Source organism: Streptomyces sp. NPDC053474, assembly GCF_044544845.1.
Lineage (GTDB): Bacteria > Actinomycetota > Actinomycetes > Streptomycetales > Streptomycetaceae > Streptomyces.
In genome coordinates, this window is record NZ_JBITXV010000009.1 from 97,148 (window position 1) to 109,514 (window position 12,367).

The window sequence follows — 12,367 nt, forward strand, 5'->3', positions numbered from 1 at the left end:
CGCCGGGGCGGAACGCCCACGCGGCTCAGCTCGGCAGAACGTCCTCAAGTTCCGCCAGTTCCTGCGTGTCCAGCGTGAGTTCCACGGCCCCGGCGGAGTCGGTGATGGTGGCCGGGCGGCTCGCTCCGGGCACCGGGATCATCGCCGGGGAGCGGGCGAGCAGCCAGGCGAGGGCGATCTGTTGAGGGCTGACGCCGTGGTCGGCGGCGACGCGGTGGAAGGCTGTGCCAACGGAGGTGTGGCCGGAGGGGCCGTCGAGGGAGCTGCGGGAGATGCCGCCGAGGGGGCTCCAGGGCAGGAAGGCCAGCCCCAGCTGTTCACTGAGCCGCAGCTCGGGCTCGCTGTCGCGGACGGCGGGCGAGTACTGGTTCTGTACGGAGACGAGTCCGTCGCCGAGGATCTGATGTGCCTGCCGGATCTGGGCGGTGGTGACGTTGGAGATGCCGGCGGCGCGGATGGTGCCGACGTCGAGGAGCTCGCGCAGCGCGCCGACGGACTCCGCCCAGGGCACGTTCGGGTCCGGCTTGTGCAGCTGGTACAGGCCGATCGCGTCGACGCCCAGACGCTTGGCGGAGGCTTCAGCGGCTCGCTTGAGGTGGGCGGGGGTGGCGGTGACGGTCCAGCTGCCGTCGCCGGGGCGGCCGCGCCCGCCCTTGGTGGCCACCAGGACACGGGAGGTGTCGCCGCCGTAGCGGGCCAGGGCGCGGGCGATCAGCAGCTCGTTGTGGCCCGCCTCGTCGGCGTGCCAGTGGTAGCTGTCGGCGGTGTCGACCAAGGTGACACCGGCGTCGAGGGCGGCGTGGACGGTGGCGATCGCCCGCGTCTCGTCCGGGCGGTGCTCGATGGACAGCGGCATGGCGCCCAGGCCGATGGCGCTGACGGCGGTGTGGGCGAGGGTGCGGTACTGCATGGTGGCCTTGTTCCTTTTACGCGGTGGGAGCGGCGGATGCGGCGAGGGCTTCGGCGGCGGCGCCGGGCAGCCAGTCGCTGGTGCGGGAGAAGGAGAAGCCCAGCGCCTTCGCGCGGGCGTTGCTCATGGCGTAGTAGCGGTCGAAGGAGAACGGCGAAGCCTTCTCGCCCGCCGGGACGGTCCGGTAGCCGGCCTCCCGGCCGGCCTGCGTGGCGACGATCTCGGCGAGATCGCGCACGTCGAGCGGGCCGTCGGAGCAGGCGTTGACCGGGCCGGTGAAGTCGGCCGCGGCCGCCCACAACAGCAGGTCCGCCAGCTCCTCGTAGTGGATGAAGACCGTGGGCAGTGCCTGCGCGTGCACAGTGACCTCTTCGCCCCGGGCGATGCGCCCGGCATAGTGCGTCAGTCGGCCGGTGAACTCCCTTGCGCCGCCGCCGAGCACATGGGCGCTGCGCACAGCGGCGAAGGCGAAGCCGTCGGCATGGGCGAAGACGGCCTCGGCCTGCCGCTTGCCCTCGGCGTAGTGAGCCTGCAGGTAGGCGTCGTCGTGCCAGGGCAGGTCCATGGCCACCTGCCAAGTGGTCGGGTCCACGCTCTCCTCGGGCACGGGCGTCCCCGAGGGCACGGGCGGCAGGGCGGCGGTGTCGGGGTCGTAGACCTCGATCGTGGAGGTCATGACGTAGCGCCGGGTGCGGCCGGCAAGGGCACGAGTGGCGATGGCGGCCTGTACCGGGGTGTAGCAAACCTGGTCCACCACGGCGTCGAAGACGCGGCCGTCGAGCGCGGCCGTCAGGGCGGCCTCGTCGTTGCGGTCGACGACGAGGTGGTCGACGCCGACGGGCGGCGGGGTGGAGCCGCGGTTGACCACGGTGACCTGGTGGCCCGCGGCCTGTAGGCGCTCCACCAGGAGCTTTCCGAAGTACCGGCTTCCGCCGATGACGCAGATCCTTTGCATGCCCCCATCCTGGATACCTATCGTCATCAGTAGAAGTCCCGACTTACTTGATACGCATTAAGGAAAACTGTTGATCGATGTGCAGCGGCTCCGCGTCCTGCGGGCGGTAGCGGAGCACGGCAGCTTCAACCAAGCGGCCGCGGTGCTCCGCCTCACCCCCTCGGCCGTCTCCCAGCAGGTGGCTGCGCTCGAACGCGGTCTCGGTGCCCAGGTCGTCGCGCGCAGCACCCGAGGCGTCACCCTCACACCGGCAGGCCACATCATGGTCGGCGCGGCCGAATCCGTCGCCGCCGAGCTCGAACACGCACAACAGCAGATCGCCGAGCTCAGCACCGGCCGCACCCAGCTCACCGTCGCCACCTTCACCAGCGGTGGCAGGCTCCTGCTGCCATCCGCGCTCGCCCAGCTCATGGCAGCCCATCCCCGCACCGCCCTCCACGTCAGGGAGGGCGAACCCGAAGACACCCTTCCCCTTGTCCGGCAGGGCGCCGTGGACCTCGCCCTCGCCTACCACTTCGACGGCCCACTCCCCGTCGGTCCGCGTCCCGGCACCAGCCTGGACTGGACGCCCCTGCTGGAAGACCCCCTGCACGTCGTCCTGCCCCAGGGGCACCGACTCGTCGGCCACGACTCGCTCGACCTCGCCGAACTGGCCGCGGAACCCTGGGTGCTCGGCTGTCTGAAGACCGAGTCATACCTGCGCCGCTACGCAGAGCGGGCCGGCTTCGATCCGGACATCCGCGGGACCACCACCGACTACTTCTTCGCCCGCTCCCTCGTCGCCGCAGGCATGGGAATCTCCCTGATTCCCTCGATCGCGCTCACCCCCGAGATCCCAGGGCTGAGCACCGTCTCGCTCAAGTCGCCGGCCCCGATCCGGCACATCGGCGTCGCCGCGATCAACGGCCGTGACCGGCCCCACGTCACGACGCTCATGCACGCCCTTCGCGAGCAGGCGACGCAGCACAGCGGGCGTTGATCCGCCATGGGGCCCGCCGAACGCCGACGGGGTGGCGTTTCACATTCCGTAGGTGTTCGCCTGTGAAACGCCTCGCCCGGCGGCCCGGGGCCGCTCAGCGCGGCGCCGGGGTGAAGAGCACCGGCAGCGTCCGCGGCCCCCGGGTGAAGACGCCGTGCTCCTCGGGGGCGAAGCCGTCCGGGAGGCGCAGGTCGGGCAGGGCGTCGAGCAGGTCGTTGACGCCGGTCTCGACCTCCGCGCGGGCCAGCAGCGCGCCCACGCAGAAGTGCCGGCCGAGGGCGAAGGCGAGGTGGTCGGCCGCCGCGGAGAAGGCGGTCGTGGTGGTGAGGTCGTCCCGGAAGAGGTCGAAGCGGTCCGGGTCGCCGTAGCGCTCCTCGTCGCGGTTGGCCGAGCCGATCAGGCAGGTGATCGTCGCCCCGGCCGGGACGGTGCCCCCGGCGAGCTCCACCTCCGCCGCGGTCTGCCGCATGATCATGTGGACCGGCGGGGTGTGGCGGAGCGTCTCGGCGAACGCCCGGTCGATCAGGGACCGGTCGGCGCGCACCGCGGCGAGCTGCTCGGGGTGCGTGAGGAGGTTGGCGAAGATGCTCGCGATCGCCTTGTCCGTGGTCTCGCCGCCCGCCGCGAGCAGCAGACTGCAGAACGCCTTGATGTCCTCGTCGCTCATGCGCACCCCGTCGACCTCCGCGGCGCACAGCCGGGACAGCAGATCGTCCCCGGGCTCCTCGCGGCGCCGCTGGATGACGGGCAGCATGTACGCGGCGAACTCCACGCGGGTGCGCTCGCCTGCGGCCCGCACCTCGGGGTCGCCCGCGAGGTTGCCGAGGAAGGCGATCACGTTCGTGTACCAGCCGTGGAACCGCGCGTGGTCCGCCTTGTCCAGGCCGAGCATGTCCGCGATCACGTTGACCGGGAAGCGGGTCGCGTACTCCGCCACGAGGTCCGCCGAGCCGCGGTCCCTGAAGGCGTCCACGAGTTCGCGGGAGTTGCGGCGGATGACCGGCAGGAAGGTGTCCTGGAGCTCGCTGCCCCGGAAGGCCGGGGCGACCAGGGCCCGGCGCACCGCGTGCTCGCGCCCGCTGAGCTGGAGGATCGTCCGGCCGTGCACGGGCTCCAGCTGCCAGTCGTAGTTGTCGGTGGTGAACACCGACTCCTTGTCCTTGAAGACGCGTGCCACGTCCTCATAGCGCGAGACCACATAGCTCTTGGTGGGCTCGTGCCACAGGAGCGGGGCGTGCTCGCGCAGCGCGCGGTAGACGGGGTAGGGGTCGGCGGCGAACTCGGCCGAGAGGATGTCCGGTATGGACTGAGCAGTGGACACGGGGCTCCTTAGGGGAACAACTGCGTGGCGGGGCCACCCTATTGATCAAGAAAAGGAACCGACAGGGTGCGCGGGGCGGGATTTCCCGGGAGACGCCCGCGCGAGCCGCGCCTCACCGCGTGGGGGAGACCTTGTGAACCGTGGTGTCGTCGGGGTCAAGGCGCCGCCCGTCCGCGGCCAGCACTTCGAGCGGGCGCAGAGGGCGCTCCTGCCGACGGTCGACGAGCCGTGAGTGCGGCTCGTCCGGGGCGAAGAAGTTCTGCTCGCCCCACTGCCGCAGCGCCACGATGACGGGGAAGAGGGCCTTGCCCTTCGGAGTCAGGACGTACTCGCGGTAGGCGCTGCCGTCCGACGCGGGGACGGAGGCGAGGACGCCCCCGGCGACCAGGGCGCGCAGCCGCGCGGTGAGGATGTTCTTCGCCACGCCGAGGCTGCGCTGGAACTCCCCGAAGCGCCTGCTCCCGTCGAAGGCGTCCCGCACGATCAGCAGGGACCACCAGTCGCCGATCGCGTCCACGGACCGGGCGACGGGACATTCGCTGTCGTCGAAACGCGTCCTGGTCACCATGGTGTCCCTCGCTCTCACCCGGTCTCGTGCCCTCGCAGGCTGGTTGCAACATGCTACCAAAAAGGCCTACCGTCACCGTCGTCATTGGTAGCAAGATGAAACCAGATTGCGGAGGGGTAGCCATGCCCGGAAACGGTGAGGCCGTGACGCGCGGAACCGGAGCGGAGGCCATCGAAGAAGGGCGCGTGAGGGGCGGACCCGCGGGGGAGGGGCCCGTGTTCGCCCTGACCCGGGGCGTCGTCATCCTCTTCGCCATCGCCTGCGGGGCCGCGGTGGCCAACGTCTACTTCTCCCAGCCGCTCCTGGTGACCATCGGCGAGGACCTCGCGATGAGCCCGGCCCTCGTCGGCAGCGTGGTCACCCTCACGCACGTCGGATACGGCCTGGGCCTCTTCTTCCTCGTACCGCTGGGCGACATGGTGGACCGCAGAAAGCTCATCGTGGCCCAACTGCTGCTCCTCGTGGCGGCGCTGACCGTGGTCGCCGTCGCCCCCACGGCGGCGCTGCTGCTCGCGGGCATGGCCGCGACCGGGCTCCTCGCCGTCGTCACGCAGACGCTCGTGGCCTTCGCGGCCTCCCTGGCACCCGCCGCCGGGCGCGGCCGGGTCGTCGGCCTGGTCACCAGCGGCGTGGTCACCGGCATCCTGCTCGCCCGCACCGCGTCCGGCCTCATCGCCGACCTGGCGGGCTGGCGCGCCGTCTACCTCGCGTCGGCGACGCTCACCGCCCTGCTCGCCCTCGTCCTGTACCGCGTCCTGCCGCGCCACGGCGCCGCCGCGCCGAGCGCCCTGCGCTACGGACAGCTCCTGCGCTCCACGGTCACCCTGTTCGTACGGGAACCGCTGCTGCGCCTGCGCGCCCTGTTCTGCCTGCTGATCTTCGCCTCCTTCAGCACCCTGTGGAGCAGCGTCGCGCTCCCGCTCAGCGAGGCCCCGTACTCCCTGTCGCACAGCGAGATCGGGGCGTTCGGCCTCATCGGTGTCGTCGGCGCCCTGGCCGCGACCGTGGCGGGCCGCCTCAACGACCGCGGCCGCTCCCGGCACACCACCGGCATCGCCCTGGCCCTGCTCGCCGCCTCCTGGCTGCCCCTGGCCTTCACCCGCAGCTCCCTGTGGGCCCTGGCCGCCGGAGTGATCCTCCTCGACCTCGCCGTCCAGGCGGTCCACGTCACCAACCAGACCCTGATCTACGCCCTGCACCCGGACGCGGGCAGCCGCCTCATCGGCGGATACATGGTCTTCTACTCGATAGGCAGCGCCACCGGCGCCATCGCCGCGACGTCCCTCTACGAGGCGGCGGGCTGGGGCGCCGTCTGCGTCCTGGGCGCCACGTTCAGCGGCCTCGGCCTCGTGGCGTGGGCCTTCACCCGGGACGGTACGCCGGGATCGGCGTCCAGCTCGACCGCGGGGCGGTGCGGCTCGCGCACGTGATGTTCTTCCGCAGCCCCGAAGGGCGGGACCGCGTGGGCTGGTTCTTCGCCGTCGAGCGGGACTGGGAAGCGACGACCTGGTAGCGCACGGCGGCACCGCGAGCGGCTGTCACCGGGCGGGGCCCGTAGGGGAGAATCCCCGGGTGACCACGCCTTCCTCCCGCGAGCGCGCGCTGGGGCGCGGTGCCGGTGCGCCCCAGCGGGGTGTTCAGCCGCTCAGCGGGTGCATCTGATCGCGGCGTTGGCGCCGTAGTACCCGGGGGCGAGCCGGTAGGAGTCGGCGTAGAGCAGCACGCACTGCTCATTGAGGTAGCCGGTGATGAGCGCCTGGTGGCGGGCCTGCTTCTCGGCCTCACGCTTCGCTTCCTTGGGGCTGTTCTCGTACGCGGTGCCCGTGAACGACTGCGTCTCCTGCGCGCTGACGTCGGCGTGCGCGACGGTCGGCGTGAGCGCGGCGAGCCCCGCGAGAAGCATGGCGGCCCCGCCCCGGACGAGCATCGAGGTCATGTCGGTATCTCCTTCGGTCAGTGGTACTGGTCGGTGGGCAGCGGTGTGGTTCAGCGCTGGCAGTACAGGCTGGCGACGGCGGCGTACACACCGCCGCCGACCGACCTGACGTCGGTGCCGCGGACATGGCACTGGTTCGCCTGCCAGCCAGCGGACTGGGCGACGGTGTACGCCACCCGAACCGCGCCGTCCACGGCCTGGGACGGCGAGGTGCCGGTGCCGTTGCCGGTGAACGTCCTCACCTCGGGCGCGGTGAGCCGCTGGCCGAGGTCCGGGGCCGCCTGGGCGGAGGCGATGCCTCCGATGAGGCACGCCGAGGCGACGAGGGCCACGGCGGCGCAGCGCGTACGCCACGCGGACGGGCGGGCCTCGGCGACTCCTCGGCGGCCGTTTCGACGGTGGGGCTTCATGGTGGGCCGCTCCCTGGTGCGTCGGTTTGTCCGTGACGGTCGGCAGGGGCCCGGCCTACACCGTGCGGCGGCGCCGACCGGGTCCTCCCCCCTGTACGTGAGCCAGTCTCGCCACCGCCCCATCAGCCGCTCAAAGCCCTTCGAGGCACATCGAAATCGGACATTCCATAGACCTGGGGAGAGCACTTTGGCCAGATGGGGCACGCGGCCGTCCCGGTCGGCGCCGCGCCGGTTAGCGTGATCGCGCGGCTCGGCCGACGACGGCCGGACCGACCGCCGCCGGGCGCGCGCCCCGACCCGCCGAGCGCCTGGAGACACGACGGTGCTACGCCTCCACCTCACCGCCGACGACCTGTCCCGGATACGCGTCGCGGACCGCCCCGACCCCCTCGCCGAGACCGTCCTGAGCCTGCCGCTGCTCCAGGTCGAGCGGCCCGACCGGGCGGCGACCGCGGCCCTGTCCGGCTGGCGCGAGCGCACCCGCCGCGCCCTGCGGCCCGAGATGGGGCTCCTGTTCGACCTGGCACCCGCGGGCGTCGGCGAGTACGTCCCCGAGGTGTTCACGCACGCCGTCACCGGCAGCCTCACGGACAGCCTCGACCACACCTGGTCCCTGCCGGGCAGCCAGTGGGCCGCCGACTGGCGCGCCACGCGGATGCTGCGGCCCCGCGCGCCGCGCTGGATCCACGAACTGCACCACGGGGACCGCACCTGGGCGGCGCTCGTCCGCCGTGAGCTGCGCTCCTACCACGCCCTGGCGGTGGCGCCCTACTGGTCGCAACTCCTCGCGTGCGCCCACAGCGACCGTGCCCAGCGCGCCCTGACCGCCGTCGACACGGGCGTCGAGGGACTGCTCGGCACCCTGCACCCCGAGATCTCCTGGGTCCGGGGCGTCCTGACCGTGCCCTGCGACATGGACACCGACCTCGAACTGGGCGGCCGCGGGCTGCTGCTCGTCCCGACGTTCTTCTGCCCGAGGCCGCTCGTCCTCGTCGACAACGCCGAGCCCGAGCGCCCCTTCGTCCTGCGCTACCCGCTCGCGCGTTCCCTCCTCGACTGCGCCTCCGTGGTGACGTGTGAGACCGAGGCGGCCGAGGGCGGCCTGAGTGCCCTCCTCGGTGCCACCCGGGCCCGGACTCTCCAGGAGGTGCGGAGCCCGGTCGGCACCGTCGAGCTGGCCCGGCGCATCGGCACCTCCGCCGCGACGGCCAGCCACCACGCCTCGGTGCTGCGGGCCGCCGGGCTGCTCACCACCCGCCGGGAGGGCCCGGGGGTCAGGCACGCCCTGACCCCGCTCGGCCGCGCCCTGCTGGACGCGGGGCCGCCGCCGACCGGCTAGCCCTCACTTGCGGGCGTGCAGCACGTGGCCGTCCAGCGGCAGCGGCCGGTGCCCGGCCAGGGTGAGGCCCGCGTCGGCCAGCAGTCGGCCGTAGTGGTCGGCGGTGCGCTCGCGGCCCCCCACGTTGCACCGCATGTGGAGGTCCCAGGCGGTGGCGAGGGAGGGCGAGTTGTCGGTGGGCAGTAGGCGCTCGACGATGAGCAGGTCGGCGTCGGCGGGCATGGCACGGGCGCAGTGCCGCAGGATGTCGCGGCACCGCTCGTCGTCCCAGTCGTGCAGCACGCGACAGAGGAGGTAGACGTCCGCGCCCGCCGGTACGTCCGCGAAGTCCCCCGCCACGTACGCGCACCGGGTGGCGCCGAGGCGACGGCGGGCGGCCGCGACGACGTGCGGGCGTTCGAGCAGCACGGCGTCGAGCTCCGGATGGGCGGCGAGGACGCGGCTGAGCAGCTCCCCGTTGCCGCCCGCGATGTCGACCACGGTGGCTCCCCGCGGCTTGCGGGCCGCCGCGGTGAGCACCGGGTGGGTGGGAAGCGGCTCGAACATGCGCCAGTTCGCGGCCATGGACTGGTCGAAGAGCTCGGCGAGGTGGGGGTCGGCGGCGAAGTGGTCGAAGTGGTGGGCGCCGAAGAGGTGCTCGAAGGCCACCTGCCCGGTGCGCACGGTGTGTGCGAGGGCGGCGAAGGACTGGTAGAACGGCCCGCCGTACAAGAGGGCCAGGGGCCGCATGGAGCCGGTGCCCTCCGTGCGCAGCAGCGCGCCGAGGGCGGTGAGCCGGAAGCTGCCGGGAGCCTCCTCGGCCACGACGCCGAGCGTGGCGAGGTAGCGCAGGAGCGCCGTCAGGCTGTCCGGGTCCGCGGCCACCTTGCTCGCCAGGGCCCCGGCGTCGACGGGGCGGTCGGTCTCCATCGCGTCGGGCACCCGCAGCTGGGCGGCGGTGGTCAGGGCCTGCGTGGTCCAGGCCCCGGTGAGCAGCCGCAGCAGCTCCTCGGGCGGCTGCCGGCGCTGGAACTCGGCCAGGTGCGCGGCGAGTTGGCGGCGGTGGTCCCCTGGGGCGTACAGCTCGATGCGGCGGTATCCGGCCCGGGACGCGGTGGGCGCGGCGAAGTAGAAGACCGTGCCGTTCTCGTGCGGGTTGTATCCGCCGCCGTCCGGGAGCGCCCCGTGGAAGGCGAAGGACGCGCGCAGCCCACGCAGCACCAGCGGGTCCGGGGCCCGCACTTCGAAGGCGACGTGCGCCTCGTCGTGCCGGGCGAGTTCGAGCGCCGCGACCTCCTCCAGGTCCGAGCCCGGCGGCACGGTCAGGGCGAACACCTCCACCGTCCGGCGCTGCCCGTCGCGGCCGACCACCACTGGGCGCAGGATGCGCACGTCCAGGTCGTCGGCCATGCGGCGGTGCCGCAGCGCCAGGCGTTCGCGTACGACCACGCTCGGCTGGGGCGGTGCTGGGGCGATGAGGCCGCACTCGGCCAGCGTGGCCTCCAGGGCCAGCGCGTGGACGGGGAAGACGAGCAGCGCGGCGTGCGCGAAGCGGCACCGCTCCACGAGCGCGCGCAGTTCCGGGCCGTCGAGCCCGGGCAGCAGGAGCGGCAGGAGGGACTCGCTGTCCTGCTGGGTGACAAAGTCGACCGTCGCGCGCAGGCGCGAGGTGTCGTCCGACAACGCCGTGATCAACGGGGCGTCCTCATTCCGGGGAGAGCTGAGGCGGGGGAGATCCGAGGGGGAGTGAGCGGCCTGAGGGGAGAGCGGTCTCAGGCGAAGGTGGGGTGAGGCGGGAGTGGTCGAAGGCGAGGGTTCCTCACACGCCGACGTAACGCTCGGCGAACCAGTCCTGCTGGCTGCGCGAGGTGCGCAGTGCGGCCAGGCGGGAGCGGCGCGTGCGGTTGAGGAAGCGGGACGCGTCGTCCCTGCCGGGGGCGCCGTGCAGCAGCTCGATCATCCAGTGCGAGAACTCCTGCGCGCTCCAGATGCGGGCGAGGCAGCGGGCCGAGTAGCTCTCGACGCCGGTGGGGTCCTTGCGGGTGAGGTCGTCGATGAGGGCGCGGGCGAGAAGCTCGGCCTCCAGGACCGCGAGGTTCGCCCCCTTGGCGGCGGACGGGCTGATCAGGCTCGCGGCGTCGCCTGCCAGGAAGAGCGCGCCGTACCGGAGGGGTTCGAGGACGTCCGACTCCAGGCCGATGACGCTGCGCTGGACGATCCTGCCGCGGTGCAGCGGGCCGTACTCCTTGGCCCCCATGCGCAGGTCCAGTTCGTCCCAGATCCGCTCGTCCGACCAGGAGTCGGCCGGGGTGCCGCGCTCGCACTGGAGGTAGTAGCGCGTGACGGCGGAGGTGCGTGCCATGTGTCCGGCGAAACCCCGCTCGTGGACCGCGTAGCCGACGGCGTCGAGGCTGGGGGGCGCCTCGGCGAGCAGGCCGAGCCAGGTCACGCCGTGATCGCGGTGGAAGCGGCGGACCGAGTGGTCCGGGATCGAGCGCCGCGCCGCCCCGTGGCGGCCGTCGCATCCGGCGACGTACCGCGCCCGCCACCGCCCGGGCCGCCCGTCCGCCGTGCGCACGCTCACCGACGGCTCCTCGCCGTCCGCGTCCCGTACGGCCACCGCCTCCGTGCCGAAGCTGATCCGGCCGCCGCCCGCCAGGTAGTGCGCCAACAGGTCCTCGACCAGGTCCTGTTGGGGGTAGACGGAGTGCACTTCCCCGCGGCCGAGCGTGCTGTAGTCCAACTGGAAGCGGCCGTCCTCGGTACGGAACTCGCACGTGCTGTGGGTGTGCCCGCGCTGGAGCAACCCGTCGGCCAAGCCGTGCCGCTCCAGGACGCGTACGGTGTTGGCCGCGAGGAATCCCGCCCGGGCCCGCGCGTGGAGGTGGTCGAGTCCGGCCCGCTCCAGCACGACGCAGTCGACGCCGCGCGCGAGCAGCAGATTGGCGAGGACGAGCCCCGCTGGGCCTGCGCCGAGCACCACCACGTCAGCCGAGCCGTCGACGGTGGGCATGTGCTGATCTTCTGTCACAAGGCAGATCTTATGCAGGGAAATCTCTGTCTCTGGCCGAACTATCACCCGGTCGTGGCACTGGCCTGGTGAGACATGGCCAGGAGGGCGCGCGCGGAAGCGCCTTCACGCCGACAGGAGTTGGGAGAGGAACGTACGCACGGCGGTGGCGAACGCCGCGGGGGCGTCGCAGTGCACGAGGTGCCCGGCCGGAAGCTCGATCAGCTCGGCCCGACCGGCCCGGTGGGCGACCATGTCACGGGCATGGCCCTGCGGCAGCACGACGCTGTCCGCTCCCCTGATCAGCAGGGTCGGGCAGGTCACGGCATCCCAGTCGCTCCAGTAGGAGCCGGTGAGGGCTTGATGGGACAGCACCGTGTGCTCGATGTCGAACGAATAGCCCCATCTGGCGTCGGAGGAGCGGAAGGCGCAGGCGAGATAGGGCGCCATCGGACCGAGAGCCGTGGCCAGGGCCTCGCGTGACGGTTGGTTCAGAGGCAGCTGTGTGGCCATCGACCAGTCGGCGTCCACCACCGCGCCGACGTCCTCGACGATCAGGGCGGTGACCTGGTCCGCGTGCCGGGCGGCGTACTGATAGGCGTTCACGCCGCCCATGGAGTGGCCGAGGACCGGCACCGGGCCGAGCTCCAGATGGCGGTGGAACGCCGCGACGTCAGCCACGTAGTCGGCTCTTCGATAGCTCTCGGCGCGGTCCGACTCGCCGTGCCCGCGCTGGTCCAGGGCGATGACGCGCCACTGCGGCGCCAGCGCCTCGGCCAGCGGGGCGAACGCCGACGCCTCGTTGTAGTGCCCGTGAAGGGCCAGCAGTGGACGGCCTGAACCACCGGAGTCCAGAAAGGACAACTGCTGCTTCCCTGCTGTGAAGTACCCCCGCATGCCTCGAATGCTAGCGCCGACGCCTGTGAGCGGAGGCCGAGTACCGTCTGTCCAACCTCGGCC

The 12,367-nt window shown here is 72.5% G+C and carries 12 protein-coding genes; 3 read left to right on the top strand and 9 right to left on the bottom strand.

Features of this window, described 5'->3' with window-relative positions:
• Positions 1 to 25 precede the first annotated feature (25 nt).
• Positions 26 to 910 (bottom strand): aldo/keto reductase, encoded by an 885-nt coding sequence (locus ACIG3E_RS22250; protein WP_399619085.1) that lies wholly within the window; start codon positions 908 to 910, stop codon positions 26 to 28.
• Positions 911 to 926: 16 nt separating this feature from the next.
• Positions 927 to 1,865 carry an NAD-dependent epimerase/dehydratase family protein gene (locus ACIG3E_RS22255; protein ID WP_399619088.1) on the bottom strand — a complete coding sequence of 313 codons (939 nt, stop codon included), beginning with the start codon at positions 1,863 to 1,865 and terminating at the stop codon, positions 927 to 929.
• Positions 1,866 to 1,935: 70 nt separating this feature from the next.
• Between ACIG3E_RS22255 and ACIG3E_RS22260 the strand changes: the two genes are divergently transcribed.
• Positions 1,936 to 2,844: a LysR family transcriptional regulator gene (locus ACIG3E_RS22260; protein ID WP_399619091.1), complete on the top strand. Its 909-nt coding sequence runs from the start codon at positions 1,936 to 1,938 to the stop codon at positions 2,842 to 2,844.
• A 94-nt stretch (positions 2,845 to 2,938) separates the two neighbouring features.
• On the opposite strand, the gene ACIG3E_RS22265 is transcribed toward ACIG3E_RS22260, so the two are convergent.
• Positions 2,939 to 4,165, bottom strand: coding sequence for a cytochrome P450 (locus tag ACIG3E_RS22265; RefSeq protein WP_399619094.1), 1,227 nt, complete (start codon positions 4,163 to 4,165; stop codon positions 2,939 to 2,941).
• A 112-nt stretch (positions 4,166 to 4,277) separates the two neighbouring features.
• Entirely contained in the window at positions 4,278 to 4,733 is a 456-nt protein-coding gene (locus ACIG3E_RS22270; protein WP_399619096.1) for a winged helix-turn-helix transcriptional regulator, read from the bottom strand.
• Positions 4,734 to 4,855: 122 nt separating this feature from the next.
• On the opposite strand from ACIG3E_RS22270, the gene ACIG3E_RS22275 reads away from it, so the two are divergent.
• Entirely contained in the window at positions 4,856 to 6,163 is a 1,308-nt protein-coding gene (locus ACIG3E_RS22275) for an MFS transporter (RefSeq protein ID WP_399619098.1), read from the top strand.
• A 215-nt stretch (positions 6,164 to 6,378) separates the two neighbouring features.
• Here ACIG3E_RS22275 and ACIG3E_RS22280 read toward each other — a convergent pair whose 3' ends face one another.
• A complete protein-coding gene (locus ACIG3E_RS22280) occupies positions 6,379 to 6,669 on the bottom strand; it encodes a hypothetical protein (RefSeq protein WP_399619100.1) in 291 nt (96 codons plus the stop codon).
• 50 nt (positions 6,670 to 6,719) lie between these two features.
• On the bottom strand, positions 6,720 to 7,079 hold the full coding sequence (locus tag ACIG3E_RS22285) for a hypothetical protein (RefSeq protein ID WP_399619103.1): 360 nt from the start codon (positions 7,077 to 7,079) through the stop codon (positions 6,720 to 6,722).
• Positions 7,080 to 7,401: 322 nt separating this feature from the next.
• Here ACIG3E_RS22285 and ACIG3E_RS22290 point away from each other — a divergent pair, with 322 nt between their 5' ends.
• On the top strand, positions 7,402 to 8,418 hold the full coding sequence (locus tag ACIG3E_RS22290) for an ArsR/SmtB family transcription factor (RefSeq protein WP_399619105.1): 1,017 nt from the start codon (positions 7,402 to 7,404) through the stop codon (positions 8,416 to 8,418).
• A 3-nt stretch (positions 8,419 to 8,421) separates the two neighbouring features.
• Here the strand turns inward: ACIG3E_RS22290 and ACIG3E_RS22295 are convergent, their stop codons facing one another.
• From ACIG3E_RS22295 to ACIG3E_RS22305, 3 genes are all read right to left on the bottom strand, one after another.
• Positions 8,422 to 10,092: a methyltransferase gene (locus ACIG3E_RS22295; RefSeq protein ID WP_399619108.1), complete on the bottom strand. Its 1,671-nt coding sequence runs from the start codon at positions 10,090 to 10,092 to the stop codon at positions 8,422 to 8,424.
• A 124-nt stretch (positions 10,093 to 10,216) separates the two neighbouring features.
• On the bottom strand, positions 10,217 to 11,383 hold the full coding sequence (locus ACIG3E_RS22300) for a 4-hydroxybenzoate 3-monooxygenase (protein ID WP_399619836.1): 1,167 nt from the start codon (positions 11,381 to 11,383) through the stop codon (positions 10,217 to 10,219).
• 150 nt (positions 11,384 to 11,533) lie between these two features.
• Positions 11,534 to 12,304, bottom strand: coding sequence for an alpha/beta fold hydrolase (locus ACIG3E_RS22305; protein WP_399619110.1), 771 nt, complete (start codon positions 12,302 to 12,304; stop codon positions 11,534 to 11,536).
• Positions 12,305 to 12,367: the final 63 nt, after the last annotated feature.

Bases quoted from the DNA above. Each gene is read 5' to 3' on its own strand.
- ACIG3E_RS22250 (WP_399619085.1), bottom strand. From the start codon at position 910: ATGCAGTACCGCACCCTCGCCCACACCGCCGTCAGCGCCATCGGCCTG.
- ACIG3E_RS22255 (WP_399619088.1), bottom strand. From the start codon at position 1,865: ATGCAAAGGATCTGCGTCATCGGCGGAAGCCGGTACTTCGGAAAGCTC.
- ACIG3E_RS22270 (WP_399619096.1), bottom strand. From the start codon at position 4,733: ATGGTGACCAGGACGCGTTTCGACGACAGCGAATGTCCCGTCGCCCGG.
- ACIG3E_RS22275 (WP_399619098.1), top strand. From the start codon at position 4,856: ATGCCCGGAAACGGTGAGGCCGTGACGCGCGGAACCGGAGCGGAGGCC.
- ACIG3E_RS22280 (WP_399619100.1), bottom strand. From the start codon at position 6,669: ATGACCTCGATGCTCGTCCGGGGCGGGGCCGCCATGCTTCTCGCGGGG.
- ACIG3E_RS22285 (WP_399619103.1), bottom strand. From the start codon at position 7,079: ATGAAGCCCCACCGTCGAAACGGCCGCCGAGGAGTCGCCGAGGCCCGC.
- ACIG3E_RS22305 (WP_399619110.1), bottom strand. From the start codon at position 12,304: ATGCGGGGGTACTTCACAGCAGGGAAGCAGCAGTTGTCCTTTCTGGAC.